Annotated in this window: 20 protein-coding genes; 3 read left to right on the top strand and 17 right to left on the bottom strand. The window is 52.8% G+C overall.

The genetic code is table 11. From position 1 onward, the window contains the following. Positions 1–50 precede the first annotated feature (50 nt). The 13 genes from AC0L7R_RS04420 to rpsJ all read right to left on the bottom strand — a co-directional run bounded on the left by AC0L7R_RS04420 (position 51) and on the right by rpsJ (position 7,462). On the bottom strand, positions 51–227 hold the full coding sequence (locus tag AC0L7R_RS04420; RefSeq protein WP_247129904.1) for a hypothetical protein: 177 nt from the start codon (positions 225–227) through the stop codon (positions 51–53). A 90-nt stretch (positions 228–317) separates the two neighbouring features. Next, positions 318–1,043: a hypothetical protein gene (locus tag AC0L7R_RS04415; protein ID WP_473659079.1), complete on the bottom strand. Its 726-nt coding sequence runs from the start codon at positions 1,041–1,043 to the stop codon at positions 318–320. Positions 1,044–1,183: 140 nt separating this feature from the next. Continuing rightward, positions 1,184–1,597: a 50S ribosomal protein L16 gene (gene rplP, locus AC0L7R_RS04410; RefSeq protein WP_247130161.1), complete on the bottom strand. Its 414-nt coding sequence runs from the start codon at positions 1,595–1,597 to the stop codon at positions 1,184–1,186. Positions 1,598–1,610: 13 nt separating this feature from the next. Continuing rightward, complete coding sequence (rpsC, locus tag AC0L7R_RS04405) at positions 1,611–2,315, bottom strand: 30S ribosomal protein S3 (RefSeq protein ID WP_247130160.1); 705 nt, start codon at positions 2,313–2,315, stop codon at positions 1,611–1,613. Continuing rightward, positions 2,315–2,695, bottom strand: coding sequence for a 50S ribosomal protein L22 (gene rplV, locus AC0L7R_RS04400; RefSeq protein WP_247130159.1), 381 nt, complete (start codon positions 2,693–2,695; stop codon positions 2,315–2,317). The genes rpsC and rplV overlap by 1 nt, the downstream gene beginning before the upstream one ends. A 3-nt stretch (positions 2,696–2,698) precedes the next feature. Next, positions 2,699–2,977 (bottom strand): 30S ribosomal protein S19, encoded by a 279-nt coding sequence (gene rpsS / locus AC0L7R_RS04395; RefSeq protein ID WP_247130158.1) that lies wholly within the window; start codon positions 2,975–2,977, stop codon positions 2,699–2,701. A 2-nt stretch (positions 2,978–2,979) separates the two neighbouring features. Then, positions 2,980–3,822 carry a 50S ribosomal protein L2 gene (gene rplB / locus AC0L7R_RS04390; RefSeq protein ID WP_348107793.1) on the bottom strand — a complete coding sequence of 281 codons (843 nt, stop codon included), beginning with the start codon at positions 3,820–3,822 and terminating at the stop codon, positions 2,980–2,982. Between the two features lie 162 nt (positions 3,823–3,984). Continuing rightward, positions 3,985–4,710, bottom strand: a complete 726-nt coding sequence (locus AC0L7R_RS04385) for a hypothetical protein (RefSeq protein ID WP_473659076.1) — start codon at positions 4,708–4,710, stop codon at positions 3,985–3,987. A 280-nt stretch (positions 4,711–4,990) separates the two neighbouring features. After that, positions 4,991–5,266 (bottom strand): hypothetical protein, encoded by a 276-nt coding sequence (locus tag AC0L7R_RS04380; RefSeq protein WP_473659074.1) that lies wholly within the window; start codon positions 5,264–5,266, stop codon positions 4,991–4,993. A gap of 236 nt (positions 5,267–5,502) precedes the next feature. After that, positions 5,503–5,799, bottom strand: a complete 297-nt coding sequence (locus tag AC0L7R_RS04375; RefSeq protein WP_247130154.1) for a 50S ribosomal protein L23 — start codon at positions 5,797–5,799, stop codon at positions 5,503–5,505. Beyond that, positions 5,796–6,416, bottom strand: a complete 621-nt coding sequence (gene rplD / locus AC0L7R_RS04370; protein ID WP_473659072.1) for a 50S ribosomal protein L4 — start codon at positions 6,414–6,416, stop codon at positions 5,796–5,798. Before rplD ends, AC0L7R_RS04375 begins: the two co-directional genes overlap by 4 nt. Beyond that, positions 6,406–7,134, bottom strand: a complete 729-nt coding sequence (rplC, locus tag AC0L7R_RS04365) for a 50S ribosomal protein L3 (RefSeq protein ID WP_247130152.1) — start codon at positions 7,132–7,134, stop codon at positions 6,406–6,408. Before rplC ends, rplD begins: the two co-directional genes overlap by 11 nt. Before the next feature lie 13 nt (positions 7,135–7,147). Further along, positions 7,148–7,462, bottom strand: a complete 315-nt coding sequence (rpsJ, locus tag AC0L7R_RS04360) for a 30S ribosomal protein S10 (protein ID WP_089997330.1) — start codon at positions 7,460–7,462, stop codon at positions 7,148–7,150. Positions 7,463–7,779: 317 nt separating this feature from the next. Here rpsJ and AC0L7R_RS04355 point away from each other — a divergent pair, with 317 nt between their 5' ends. Further along, positions 7,780–8,394, top strand: a complete 615-nt coding sequence (locus tag AC0L7R_RS04355) for a hypothetical protein (protein ID WP_473659069.1) — start codon at positions 7,780–7,782, stop codon at positions 8,392–8,394. Positions 8,395–8,480: 86 nt separating this feature from the next. Here AC0L7R_RS04355 and tuf read toward each other — a convergent pair whose 3' ends face one another. The 4 genes from tuf to rpsL all read right to left on the bottom strand — a co-directional run bounded on the left by tuf (position 8,481) and on the right by rpsL (position 12,808). Next, entirely contained in the window at positions 8,481–9,656 is a 1,176-nt protein-coding gene (gene tuf, locus AC0L7R_RS04350) for an elongation factor Tu (RefSeq protein ID WP_348107787.1), read from the bottom strand. 80 nt (positions 9,657–9,736) lie between these two features. Continuing rightward, complete coding sequence (gene fusA, locus AC0L7R_RS04345) at positions 9,737–11,854, bottom strand: elongation factor G (protein WP_348107786.1); 2,118 nt, start codon at positions 11,852–11,854, stop codon at positions 9,737–9,739. Positions 11,855–11,869: 15 nt separating this feature from the next. After that, on the bottom strand, positions 11,870–12,340 hold the full coding sequence (rpsG, locus tag AC0L7R_RS04340) for a 30S ribosomal protein S7 (RefSeq protein WP_183524551.1): 471 nt from the start codon (positions 12,338–12,340) through the stop codon (positions 11,870–11,872). A 96-nt stretch (positions 12,341–12,436) separates the two neighbouring features. Then, the gene (rpsL, locus tag AC0L7R_RS04335; protein WP_247129961.1) at positions 12,437–12,808 is read right to left on the bottom strand and encodes a 30S ribosomal protein S12; all 372 of its coding nucleotides are present in this window, start codon (positions 12,806–12,808) and stop codon (positions 12,437–12,439) included. Positions 12,809–13,200: 392 nt separating this feature from the next. Here rpsL and AC0L7R_RS04330 point away from each other — a divergent pair, with 392 nt between their 5' ends. Both AC0L7R_RS04330 and AC0L7R_RS04325 read left to right on the top strand, forming a co-directional pair. Next, the gene (locus AC0L7R_RS04330) at positions 13,201–13,878 is read left to right on the top strand and encodes a hypothetical protein (RefSeq protein ID WP_473659066.1); all 678 of its coding nucleotides are present in this window, start codon (positions 13,201–13,203) and stop codon (positions 13,876–13,878) included. 128 nt (positions 13,879–14,006) lie between these two features. Continuing rightward, the gene (locus tag AC0L7R_RS04325) at positions 14,007–14,633 is read left to right on the top strand and encodes a hypothetical protein (RefSeq protein ID WP_473659064.1); all 627 of its coding nucleotides are present in this window, start codon (positions 14,007–14,009) and stop codon (positions 14,631–14,633) included.

Below are 14,633 nucleotides of genomic sequence, written 5' to 3'. Positions count from 1 at the left end.
GCGGGCGCCTGACGGGCAAAGTGTCTTGAGAGTGCGACGAATTGAAGGCGTTACTTGCCCTTCTTCGCGGCCTTTTCGTCTTTGGTCAGCTTATTGCCCCAGACGTTGTTGGACAGGCCAAGGTCATCGGGCATCGGTTTGGTCTTGCCTTTGGTGACCTTGCCGCCGTTGTCGAGGAACTGTTTGATCAGGTCTTCGTCAGTCGTTGGCTTGGGAACGTGTTTCATGGCGCGGTCCTTTTTCGTCCAGATTCGGGCGTTAACCGGACCGTGACAGGCTTCGCGCCGCCGCGCCACCCTTTGCCCCTGAAAGACCTGCTAACACACGACCAAAGGCGGCGCTATCGCAAGAACGCCCCGTTCATCGAGCGACTGCCGGATACCATCATCCAGATTTCGCATTCCGATTCCAACATAAAATTCACGCAGGCGCGGTATCCGCAGCAATCCGCGTTGCCACGACAGAATATCGGAATCAGAGGAGAGTTTCTCGAGGGAAGGATGCCCATCGAGCGGTCTGATTGACCCAACTTCGCCCCAGCCGAATTTAAGCCGTTTCAGAGATCGCATGTTTGCGATGAACGCGATGCTATCCTCTTTTTCGGTCGTCAGGGCGAGCTCCACGAGACCTGTCAACGCAGGTGATGCCATCGGCGCGAGACTTGGTTTTTCGCGCAGACCTTCCATGTGGAGCACATCAAGGTTCGAGAATGCGCTAAGGCCCGTCAGATCATTGACGCCCGTGTTCGAAATATGAAGTTCCAGCAACTGACCCATTTCGGCGATATCGGTGAGATCGACAAAATTTGTCCGGCTGACCATTAGAACCTCAACATGAGTCATGGCGTTCAGTACCGTGAAGTCGGTCAGTAAATTGCCGTCGAGGTCCAGCTGTTTGCATCGTGTGGCCTGACAGGCGGCAACGGCAGCTTCACCTTCGGCATACCGTTGGGCTTCGCGTTCTTCAGTGGTTAATTGATGCGGGGTCGCGTCGCAACTCGCCAAGATGGACGTAACGATCAAGAGAATGGCAGCAATTTTCAACGGGTGCCCCTTACTTCTTCAAAATGAAAGACACGTAAAGGGTGAACGCAACACGACGACATCTCAAGAAGAAACCCCCGCGAATTGCTTCGCAGGGGTTCAAGTCTTGTTTCAAACAGTCACATCAGCGACCGTAGAAATTACCAGTCTTCGCGTACAATTGTACGTGTTTTGATAGGCAATTTCATTGCTGCAAGGCGCAGGGCCTCGCGGGCAACGGATTCAGATACGCCGTCAATTTCGAACATGACGCGGCCTGGTTTGACCTTACATGCCCAAAAATCAATGGAACCTTTACCTTTACCCATACGCACTTCGACGGGCTTAGACGTCACTGGAGTGTCTGGGAAGATACGGATCCACACACGACCTTGACGCTTCATGTGACGCGTCATGGCACGACGTGCAGCTTCGATTTGACGGGCTGTAATGCGCTCTGGTTCGATGGCCTTAAGACCAAATGAACCAAAGTTCATGTCAGATCCGCCCTTAGCTTCACCGCGGATGCGGCCTTTGTGAAGCTTGCGGTGTTTGGTACGCTTTGGCTGAAGCATTGTTCAGATCTCCTTAGCGACGGCCGGCGCCGCGAGGGATAGCACCCTCTTGGAGCTCAGCGTGTTTACGGTCATGCGCAGATGGATCGTGCTCCATGATGTCACCTTTGTAGATGAACACCTTGATACCGATGATCCCATAAGGCGTCATCGCCTCGTAGTGAGCATAGTCGATGTCGGCGCGCAGTGTGTGAAGCGGCACGCGGCCCTCACGGTACCATTCAGTCCGCGCGATTTCAGCACCGCCAAGACGACCGGCGAGGTTGATACGGATGCCAAGGGCGCCCATACGCATGGAGTTCTGAACAGAACGTTTCATTGCACGACGGAAAGACACACGACGCTCGAGCTGCTGACCGATGTTTTCAGCAACCAGTGCTGCATCGAGTTCTGGCTTGCGAACTTCAACGATGTTGAGGTGCAATTCAGACGCAGTGAGTTTCGCCAGCTTCTGACGCAGACCTTCGATGTCTGCACCTTTCTTGCCGATGATCACACCTGGACGTGCTGCGTGGATTGTAACGCGGCACTTTTTGTGCGGACGTTCAATGATCACGCGGCTGATGCCAGACTGAGCGCATTCTTTCTTGATGAACGCTTTGATGGCGAGATCTTCAAGAAGAAGGTCACCGTAGTCTTTGGTATCTGCATACCAACGGCTGTCCCAGGTACGGTTGACCTGAAGACGCATGCCGATTGGGTTTACTTTGTTACCCATTACGCTTGCTCCTCGACTTGACGCACCACGATGGTGATTTCTGCGAACGGCTTGATGATCTTGCCGAAACGGCCACGTGCCCGTGGACGACCGCGCTTCATGATCAGGTTTTTGCCGACGTAAGCTTCGGCAACAACCAGTTCATCAACGTCAAGGTTGTGGTTGTTCTCAGCGTTGGCGATTGCAGACTGAAGGCATTTCTTCACGTCTTCTGATACCCGCTTTTTAGAGAAAGTCAGGTCCGTTAGGGCCTTTTCAACTTTCTTGCCGCGGATCAAGCCAGCAACGAGGTTCAGTTTCTGCGGGGACGTCTTCAGCATGCGCAGTTTTGCACGTGCTTCGTTGTCGGCCACGCGGCGGGGATTCTTATCCTTGCTCATGGCTTATTTCCGCTTCGCTTTTTTATCAGCAGCGTGACCGTAGTAAGTCCGAGTCGGGGAATATTCACCGAACTTCTGACCAATCATGTCTTCTGTGATGTTAACAGGGATGTGCTTCTTGCCGTTGTACACACCAAAAGTGAGACCAACGAACTGAGGCAGGATTGTAGAACGACGGGACCAGATTTTGATCACTTCGTTGCGGCCGCTTTCGCGGGTCGCTTCGGCCTTCTTGAGGACGTATGCGTCCACAAATGGGCCTTTCCAGACGGAACGAGCCATACTTAACGACCCTTCTTCTTGGCGTGACGCGAGCGAATAATAAGCTTTTGCGACGCTTTGTTTTTGTTACGTGTACGCGCACCCTTGGTCGGCTTACCCCATGGAGTAACCGGATGACGACCACCAGATGTACGGCCTTCACCACCACCGTGTGGGTGATCGATCGGGTTCATCGCAACACCACGAACCGACGGACGAACACCTTTGTGGCGCATACGACCGGCTTTACCGTAGTTCTGGTTGGAGTTGTCTGGGTTGGACACGGCACCGATTGTCGCCATGCATTCCTGACGGACGAGACGCAATTCACCGGAAGACAGACGGATCTGCGCGTAGCCACCATCACGACCAACGAATTGGGCGTATGTACCAGCTGCACGTGCGATCTGACCACCTTTACCAGGCTTCAGTTCGATGTTGTGTACGATTGTACCGATAGGCATGCCTGAGAACGGCATTGCGTTACCCGGCTTGATGTCGGCCTTTGCAGACGCGATCACCTTGTCGCCAACTGCCAGACGCTGAGGGGCCAGAATGTAGTTCTGTGTGCCATCTTCGTACTGGATCAGCGCGATAAATGCTGTCCGGTTCGGGTCATATTCGATCCGTGCGACAACAGCGGACATGTCCAGCTTGTTACGCTTGAAATCTACGATACGGTAAAGGCGCTTTGCACCCCCACCAATGCGACGCATTGTGATCCGTCCGGTGTTGTTCCGGCCGCCCGATTTTGTAAGACCTTGTGTAAGGGCCTTAACTGGACGTCCTTTCCAAAGCTCCGAACGGTCGATCAGCACCAGCCCGCGCTGGCCCGGCGTCGTCGGCTTATACGACTTAAGTGCCATGTTAGCTTCTTCCGTTTGCTTGGCGGTCTCTTGCGAGACCTGATGTGAAGGCCCCCGTAGGTGCCAGAGTAGTCATAACACAAGGGCCCCGGAACGAATCCGAGGCCTTTGAATAGCGGGGATGTAGCAGGGGAAGGTGGGGGTGGCAAGTGGGCTGTATCCTCATTCTACAAAACCTTCCTTAGCACGTTCAAGGAACTGTCGATGAAACAAGTAAAGTTCTAATTGGGCGCACCTATTAAGCTCAATTCGATACTCATAGCGCACTTCACCAATCGTCAGCCTTGAGCCAATTGCTGTTGCGAACGTTTTAGATTTCTCGAACCATAGCCAAAGACCTCCATGAGCAACCCATCCCGTTGAGATTTCACGTCGCCTAATTTCCACTAACGCAGGGTCCGCTGTCACGGATAACAAGATTGGATTTTGGTCTACTAACGACGCCGCGAATGCACCAACGGCTTGCGGTCGTGGGCCATCTACCTCCGCTAGAAAACAGCATAATAGTTTTGCAAAATATCTAAAGACATCCCGTTGGTGATCAGATGTAACTGCACGTACACTCTCACCGATTTCTTCGTACTCAGCCAGAACATCCGAAAGGTTAGCACTTGTGGCGTGCTGGTAATCGTCAAAAGCTCTATCTGCGGACTGCGTGCGACTACTATTACAAACAGCGCATATACTCTTCTTGAACTTAAGGTTATTTGATTTCGATCCCTGTATATATTTCGGCCGGTTCCAATCGGGATTATTTATCGCAAGCAGTTCACTATCTGGAAAGCTAGATCGGATCTGTGTTGCTTTGAATTTGTGTTCCGCAGTCAGCGGCCCCTGCTCACCACAAAGGCAGCATCTTGATGGATCATATTTAGCAAATGCGAACATGCTTCTCGTCCAAAGTTTAGCCTCGACCGATTCCTGCTCTATTTAGGTATCAAGGCGGTTGGTCAGGTTGAACTATCCATTTTCGGGCCTTTCTTCTATCTATTTTTAGTGCCCCAGCCCGTAGTCTAGGCACCGGGCCGGAAACAGCTCGTCCGGCGGATCGCCGCTTTGCCAGCGTCATGCGGCCCCATTCGATAACGTGCTTGGTTGGGACAAAGTGGCCGCAACCGCGGTCCTTCAGGGGCACTGCCACTATGCCTCCTACGTAGTTCGATCCGAATTACCAGTCGCCGCCACTGATGTGACCAGTTTGGTTTCGTGCGGCGGGGTCGTAGTCTTTTGGCCGCTCGTATTCTCCACGCACGCGAAACAAGTCGTTGCCAAGCTTTTGCCCGAGAAACAGAATTACCGATCCGATGACGGTGGCAGCGACGATTTGGCCGCCATGATCGTTGAAAAACGTCTCAAAAGTGTCATCGGATACAAGCATGACAAAGTACGCAATGGCGCTAGGAATTGTCACGATAGCGCCGATCATCGACAAAAAACGTGCCACATAGATCATTTGAACCTCAAACATTGCGGTAGGGTACAGTCACGCTAACGTCCCATCGGGGCAAAGATGAGACCATGACTAGGCGAAGATAGTAAGAGCAATAACCACTGAGTGACGCTGTCACATTGCGGGCAATGTGACCTTGCGCACGCGTTGAAAGGGCATGGTAGCCCTTTCAACGGAAAGAGGCCCCCGCATCACTGCGAGGGCCTCCTCAATTTCAACGACGCCTAGTCTTACAGACCAGTGGATACGTCGATTGTGTTGCCTTCAACCAGCGTCACATAGGCTTTTTTCACGTCTTTACGTGTACCAAGCTGGCCACGGAAACGCTTTACTTTACCTTTAGTGATCGTTGTGTTGACCGCTTTGACCTTCACACCAAAGAGAGCTTCAACAGCTTCTTTGATCTGTGGTTTGTTGCTGTCGATTGCCACTTCGAAAACCACGGCGTTGTTTTCAGACGCTGTTGTTGCTTTCTCGGTGATGATCGGCTTGCGGATCACGTCGTAATGTTCTGCCTTAGCGCTCATGACAAACGAGCCTCCAGTGCTTCCAGACCCGCTTTTGTGATGACCAAAGTATCAGACTTCAGGATGTCATACACGTTAGCGCCCTGCGATGGCAGGATGTCCAGTGTTTCGATGTTACGCGCAGCTTGTGCGAACGCGGTGTTCACAGTTGCACCGTCAATGATCAAGGCACGTTTCCAGCCCAATGCGCCAACTTGCTTGGCAACAGCGGATGTTTTCGCGTCTTTGACGTCGATGTTTTCAACAACGACGAGTTCACCAGCAGCGACCTTAGCGGACAGCGCGTGCTTGAGACCCAGCTTGCGGAACTTCTTTGGCAGGTCGTGTGCGTGGGACCGTGGTGTTGGCCCTTTGTACGTACCACCACCGCGGAAGATCGGTGCACCACGGGAACCGTGACGTGCGCCACCGGTACCTTTTTGGCGATAGATCTTCTTTGTGGAGAAGGACACTTCGGAACGACCAAGCACGTCGTGTGTGCCTGCCATTGCCTTGTTACGCTGCCAGCGAACCACACGGTGCAAGATATCCTTGCGTGGTTCCAGACCGAAGATGGCTTCGTTCAGGTCAACAGACCCGGCTTTGCCACCGTCAAGATTGATTGCATCAGCCTTCATTGTTCTCGGCCTCCACTTCAGCAGCAGCCGCAGGAGCAGCCGCAGATTTCAAACCAGCAGGGTATACTGTGTTTTCAGGAGTCGGCTTTTTCACCGCATCCTTAACAGTCACCCAACCACCTTTGGAGCCGGGAACAGCGCCTTTGATCATGACCAAGCCACGCTCAACGTCAGTGCGCACAACTTGCAGGTTCTGCGTTGTGACTTTTGCAGCACCCATGTGGCCCGCCATTTTCTTACCTTTGAAAACGCGACCTGGATCCTGACACTGACCTGTTGAACCGTGCGAACGGTGAGAGATGGATACACCGTGTGTCGCACGCAAACCGCCGAAGTTGTGACGCTTCATCGCACCGGCAAAACCTTTACCGATAGATGTACCGGATACGTCAACGAACTGGCCGTCGAAGTAGTGGTTTGCAGCGATTTCTTCGCCAACAGCGATCATGTTCTCTTCAGCAACACGGAATTCAGCCAGCTTGCGCTTAGGCTCAACCTTCGCCGCAGCGAAGTGACCGCGCATCGCCTGAGACGTACGCTTTGCTTTGGCAGCACCGGCACCCAACTGAACAGCGACGTAACCGTCTTTGTCCGTTGTACGCTGTGCAACAACTTGCAGGTTTTCGAGGGAAAGCACAGTTACAGGGATCTGCTTGCCGTCTTCCATAAACAACCGGGTCATCCCCAGTTTCTTTGCGATAATTCCGGAACGGAGCATAATATTCTACTCCTTATACGGAAATCTGGACGTCAACGCCGGCAGCCAGGTCGAGCTTCATCAGCGCGTCTACTGTCTGTGGTGTTGGGTCTACGATGTCGAGAAGACGCTTGTGCGTACGGATCTCAAACTGATCGCGGGATTTCTTGTCGATGTGCGGGCCACGCAGAACGGTGAACTTCTCGATCTTGTTCGGAAGCGGGATAGGACCGCGAACGGACGCCCCTGTACGTTTTGCTGTGGAAACGATTTCCTGTGTGCTTGCATCAAGCACCCGGTAATCAAACGCCTTCAGGCGAATACGGATGTTTTGGCTTTGTGCGGCCATGTGACATCACCCCTAAATTTAGGGTCTAGAACGGAGAGGAAGACTTACGCCCATCGCAGGCCCTCATCGCGTCTTTTAGTCCAACGGAAAAGGGCGCCCGTGGGGCACCCTGTATTGGATTTGGGCCGTATAGGGGGAGTCGGGACGTAGCGCAACATTTTTTGTGTAGTCCCGGGTTATCTTGACCACCAGACAGCGCCGAACCGAGGGATGGCGCAGCGCGCGGTTTTCATTTCACCCGCTATCAGAGATATATTTGCCGTTGAAACCCACCCAAAGACCTACTCCTTCAGAAAAGCGATTGATTGGCGGCCCCGATGACAAAAGAGGAAACAAACAACATCGACTATCCAGAACTTTTTGAAGAATTCCCAGAATTAACAGAAGTCAGCATGATATTTGAAAAAGAGGTTCTTGCTCACTTTGGACTGTTGTTTTCATGCTATGCCGTCTTAGAACGTGGTGTCCAATTGCGCTATGTCTCGCTAAGCTTGAAGGCAAGGCGTCGTGCTGGAACGATAAGAAGCAAGCATGAGTGGGTAGCCACTCATGACAAATTGGAAAGCAAAGCAAGATTAGCCACTTTCGGGTCTCTCCTGAGAATGATCGAAGGTTTCGAGCCTTTCAGTGACCATTTAAGCGAACTCAGAATGCTAAAGAAGCAACGTGACTATTTCGCGCATCATTTTTTCAGGGAAGAGGAGAAAAACATGCACTCAAACGACACCATGCTCTTCTTGATGGATCGAATGCGACTTCTCCGGAAAAAAGTCGAGGTTAATTCAAAGAATATAGACCGGATGCATATCAGCCTTTTGAGAGAATTGTATCCTCACCTAGACGTTGAAGCTCACCTGAGTAACCTTAGAGGCGATCTCAAACATAGTGCTTTGCGAAACCCTGACTTGAATGTCGGATGGGAAGAGACATAGCTGCCATCCGGCCATCGAACAAAAAGGCCGCGTCATTTCTGGCGCGGCCTTTTCTAATCTCGTCACCTCTTGCGAGGCGTCATTGATTACTCAACGATTTTGGACACAACGCCCGCGCCAACAGTACGGCCACCTTCGCGGATCGCGAAGCGCAGGCCGTCTTCCATGGCGATTGGAGCGATCAGTTCAACGTTGAACTTCAGGTTGTCGCCCGGCATGACCATTTCTGTGCCTTCTGGAAGAACAACAGTGCCTGTCACGTCAGTTGTACGGAAGTAGAACTGTGGACGGTAGTTCGCGAAGAATGGTGTGTGACGACCGCCTTCTTCTTTGGTCAGAATATAGGCTTCTGCTTCGAACTTTGTGTGCGGGTTCACGGAACCTGGCTTACACAGAACCTGACCACGCTCAACGCCGTCACGGTCGATGCCGCGCAGCAGAACGCCAACGTTGTCGCCTGCTTCACCGCGATCAAGCAGCTTGCGGAACATTTCAACGCCAGTACATGTTGTTTTCTGTGTTTCACGGATACCAACGATGGACAGTTCGTCGCCAACGTTCACAACGCCACGCTCAACACGGCCAGTGACAACTGTACCACGACCAGAGATTGAGAACACGTCCTCAACTGGCAGCAAGAACGGCATGTCAACCGCACGTGCAGGTGTCGGGATGTAGTCATCAACAGCTGCCATCAGAGCAACGATTGAGTCTTTACCGATGTTGTCGTCACGCTCTTCCATAGCTGCCAGAGCAGAGCCTGGAACCACTGGAATGTCGTCGCCTGGGTATTCGTAAGAAGACAGCAACTCACGGATTTCCATTTCAACCAGTTCCAACAACTCTTCGTCGTCAACCTGATCAACTTTGTTCATGTAAACAACCATGTACGGGATGCCAACCTGACGGCCGAGCAGGATGTGCTCGCGTGTCTGTGGCATTGGGCCGTCTGCTGCGTTCACAACCAAGATCGCGCCGTCCATTTGGGCAGCACCAGTGATCATGTTTTTCACGTAGTCGGCGTGACCTGGGCAGTCAACGTGGGCGTAGTGACGTGTTTCAGTCTCGTATTCCACGTGCGCTGTAGAGATCGTGATACCACGTGCTTTTTCTTCTGGCGCGCCGTCGATCTGGTCGTAGTCTTGGAAGTCGCCAAAGTACTTTGTAATCGCCGCTGTCAGCGTCGTTTTACCGTGGTCAACGTGGCCGATTGTACCGATGTTGACGTGCGGTTTCGTGCGTTCAAACTTTTCCTTAGCCATGATGGCCTCCTTAAATAATCCCACCTTGGGGATATTCGATTGTCTGGATTGGGCGGCGGGCTGTTAGGCCCGCCAACCGTTTATGCAAATTTCGCTTGGATCTCTTCTGAGATGTTCGACGGTACTGGATCGTAGTGGTCGAACTGCATCGAGAACTGCGCACGTCCAGAGGACATGGAGCGCAATGTGTTGATGTAGCCGAACATGTTCGCCAGTGGCACCATTGCGTCGATTGCAATAGCGTTACCGCGTGTATCCTGACCCTGAACCTGACCCCGACGGGATGTCAGATCGCCGATGATACCACCTGTGTATTCGTCAGGTGTGATCACTTCGACCTTCATGATTGGTTCGAGCAATTTCGCACCCGCTTTGCGCATGCCTTCACGCATACACATACGAGCCGCGATTTCGAACGCCATGATGGAAGAGTCAACGTCGTGGAACTTACCGTCGATCAACGCCACTTTGAAGTCGATCACAGGGAAGCCAGCCAAAGGACCGTTGTCCATTACGGACAGGATGCCTTTTTCGACGCCTGGGATGTATTCTTTTGGCACGGAACCACCAACGATGCGGGATTCGAAGGAATAGCCTTCGCCCGGCTCTGTCGGTGTGATGATCATTTTCACTTCGCCGAACTGACCAGACCCACCAGATTGTTTCTTGTGAGTGTAAGTGTGCTCAACTTCGTGACCAATGGTTTCACGATAAGCAACCTGTGGCGCACCGATGTTCGCCTCAACCTTGAATTCACGCTTCATGCGGTCAACAAGAATGTCGAGGTGAAGTTCGCCCATACCCTTCATGATGGTCTGACCGGATTCAAGATCAGTTTCCACGCGGAAGGATGGATCCTCGGCTGACAAGCGCTGAAGGGCGAGGCCCATCTTCTCTTGGTCGCCTTTTGTTTTTGGCTCAACGGCGATCTCGATCACAGGATCTGGGAACGTCATTGTTTCAAGAACAACTGGATCGTTTGGCGCACAGATGGTGTCACCTGTTGTTGTGTTCTTCAGACCACCCAACGCAATGATGTCACCAGCGAATGCTTCGTTGATTTCTTCACGGTCGTTAGAGTGCATCATCATCATACGGCCAACACGCTCTTTGTTACCCTTGGTAGAGTTGAGCATGGTGTCACCCTTAGACAATGTACCGGAGTAAATCCGTGTAAATGTCAAAGAGCCCACAAATGGGTCGTTCATGATTTTGAATGCGAGGCCAGAGAACGCCATGTCGTCATCCGCACGACGTGCGATGTCACGAACTTCTTCTTCGTCGCCTGGCTTAAAGCCCATGTAGTCAACAACGTCGAGCGGGCTCGGCAGGTAGTCGACAACAGCGTTCAACAGAGGCTGAACACCTTTGTTCTTGAACGCAGAACCGCCCAGAACAGGAACGAAAGACAGGTTCAGACAACCCTTACGGACCAGTTTGCGCAGTGTTGGCACGTCTGGTTCGTTACCTTCGAGGTACGCTTCCATCGCATCGTCGTCCTGCTCAACAGCAGCTTCGACAAGACGCTCACGGAATTCCGCAGCTTTGTCAGCAAGATCGGCACGGATCGGTGCTTTGATCCATGATGCACCAAGGTCTTCACCCTGCCACAACCATTCTTCCATAGTGACGAGGTCAACAAGGCCTTCCAGCTCTGTTTCCGCACCAATCGGGAATGCGATAGGAATAGCGCGCGCGCCAGTCCGGTCTTCGATCATGTTGACGCAGTTAAAGAAGTCAGCGCCGATTTTGTCCATTTTGTTGACAAAAACCATACGCGGAACTTTGTAGCGGTCAGCCTGACGCCAAACAGTTTCGGTCTGTGGTTCAACACCAGCGTTGGCGTCAAGAACACAAACAGCACCATCGAGAACGGCCAAGGAACGTTCAACTTCGATTGTGAAGTCAACGTGGCCTGGTGTGTCGATGATGTTCATGCGGTGCTTAGGAGAGTCAGCTTCTGTGCCGTTCTCTGTGCGTTCCCAGAATGTCGTGGTCGCAGCGGAAGTAATTGTAATACCCCGTTCCTGCTCCTGCTCCATCCAGTCCATTGTCGCCGCACCATCGTGCACTTCGCCGATGTTGTGGGACTTACCTGTATAGTACAGGATACGTTCGGAACATGTGGTTTTACCCGCATCGATGTGCGCAATGATACCAAAGTTCCGGTACAGTTCGAGTGGATACTCGCGTGCCATATCAGATGTTTCCTATTACCAGCGGTAGTGGCTGAATGCTTTGTTCGCATCGGCCATTTTGTGGGTGTCTTCGCGTTTCTTAACGGCTGTGCCGCGACCGTTGATCGCATCCATCAGCTCGCCAGCAAGGCGTTCTTCCATGGTGTTTTCGTTGCGCTTTTGAGCAGCAGCGATCAACCAACGAATAGCAAGCGCTTCACGGCGCTCTGGGCGTACTTCAACAGGAACCTGGTACGTAGCACCACCAACGCGGCGCGAACGCACTTCGAGGTTTGGTTTGATGTTGTCGAGGCACTCGTGGAACACTTCCACTGGTGATTTCTTCAGTTTATCTTCAACGCGGTCGAATGCGTTGTAAACAATCCGCTCAGCAACGGCTTTTTTGCCGTCGATCATCAGGTTGTTCATGAATTTTGTCAGAACCTTATCGCCGTATTTGGCGTCAGGTAGGACTTCGCGTTTTTCAGCGGCGTGACGACGTGACATGTGTCGGTCTCTCTCTCGTTTCGGGCAACGGCGGGGGATGTCCCCGCCCTACGGATGGTGGGTAGGGCGGACCAATATGGGTCCGCCGTTCCGCGATTACTTAGGACGCTTCGCACCGTATTTGGAGCGGCGCTGCTTACGATCTTTAACACCTTGGGTATCCAACACACCGCGCAGGATGTGGTAACGGACACCCGGAAGGTCTTTTACACGACCGCCACGGATCAGAACCACAGAGTGTTCCTGAAGGTTGTGGCTTTCACCTGGGATGTAAGAAATGACTTCGAAACCGTTGGTCAGGCGAACCTTGGCAACTTTCCGCATCGCGGAGTTCGGTTTCTTAGGTGTTGTTGTATAAACACGTGTACATACGCCGCGTTTCTGCGGGCATGATTCCAAGTGCTGAGACTTGGACTTAGTGACTTTTGGCTGGCGCGGTTTGCGGATCAGCTGCTGAATCGTTGGCATCGTTTGATGTTCCCATCTATTCACAAATTATGCACCCGAAGGCACGATTAAGGTCGGCAAACGCCAATCAGCTAAGACCAGCACAAAAAATCCGCAGTCAAACCCTTACCGGAGGTTTGGTGCGGCGGGCTACAGAGGAACAAGTCAGCATTAGACCGGTTCTTGACCACTTTTATCTTGATATCAGGTCAAAAGACGCAATGCCCCCTACCCGGATGAACGGGCGTATAGGCAGAGTCGGGAAAGGTGTCAACAGGGCGCCCGCATCGTAGGATTTCAGACGCCGTTATGCGGGGCGATATCGCATAACAACCCGGATGACAGCCGCCGATATTGAATATCTGCACGCCGGTCGTGTTGATCAAGGCAAGCCATCCAGAAAAGGAGCTGCCATGTCTATCCGCCCTGCCCTGCTCATCATCGCAACTGCAACCACCGCCGCCTGCGGTGCGCAAACCGTCACGAACAAACCTGTTGTATCGGCCCCCACGCCAACGATCACGCCCACAGTCATTAGACCTGCGTTCACGGCGTCAGATTTCAACGCGGCAGTCGCCGATGATAAGTTCGGGTCCACCCTGCCCGAAACGTCGTCGACACACGTGCCATATGGAACCGCCACGTACGACGGTCATGTGCGCAGCGGTGCCATCATCGAAAACCAAAGTGGGTACGACGTGATTGGCGATCTCGAACTGGACGTTGATATCAATAGCCGCAGCAGTTTTGTGGGACGTAATCCGATCACTGGCACGATCACAGACGTCACCGTGATTGATCGCGAATCCAATGATCGTCTTATTCCTCTTTCCGGAACGCTTGATATCCGCGGGGACAGTGTATCCGGCGAAATCGAAGCCACCGCAGTTGGCGACCTGAGACGTGCTCGCACTGGCACCCGTGATGAAGTAGCGGAATGGTCGATTGATCTTGATGGGTCGTTCCGCGATGATTTCGCGACCGCAGACACAATCGCCGGTTCCGCGTCAGGCGGCACATCAGGCGGGTCGCGGGATGATTACAACGTGGACCTGACCGGCAACGGTCGTTTCGTTGGGGTCGAACGATGACAGGCGGGATTTCGCATGGTCAGCATTTCCCGACCTGTCCCGACCCGTTGATATTGAATATCATAAGCCCAACAATCACTTTGCAGGGTGTCCGCTGCTGCCATTTTAAAACATAGGATCCATTACAGATGACTTATAAATTTGCCTTACCGTTTTTCGCCATCGCCGGGCTTGCCGCCTGCGAGCTACCAAATGAAAACACGCTCAGCCGTTCTGACCTGACCGCGCTAAGCGCCGATGATGTTCGCGCAAGCAGGCTCGATTTCACCGCAGCGACGGACATCCCCACAGGGTCCGCCACATACGAAGGGCACGTCCGCAGCGATGCAATCGTCAATGGTGAAGACGATTACAGTATCCTTGGCCTCCTTGAGATGGGCGTCGATATTTCGGCAACGGCAGGACGCGAAGGCAGTGGTGGGATCGATGGCACGATTTCCCAGATTAACCTGTTCGACGATAATGACGACGGTTTCGAAGACCAAGAATTCGGTGGCGAATTGACGGTACGCGGCGACGCACGGGACGGCCGGATCGAGGCAACCGCGACAGGCGTCTTGGATGCTGTTCTGGACGATGTTTTGGTGGAACAGACAAGCACGTGGTCACTTGATCTGCGCGGCGATTTTGTCACCGATTTTGACGACGGTGACACAATTGTCGGCGATGTTTCCGGTGGCACAACAGGGTCCGCATCCGATGACTATGACGTGACGCTGACAGGAACTGGTAAATTCTTCGGCGAACGCCAGTAA

It is taken from the genome of Yoonia sp. D2-7, from assembly GCF_055809435.1.
The sequence above is the reverse complement of the archived record's forward strand: the minus strand, read 5'-3'. Positions and strand labels throughout refer to the sequence as shown.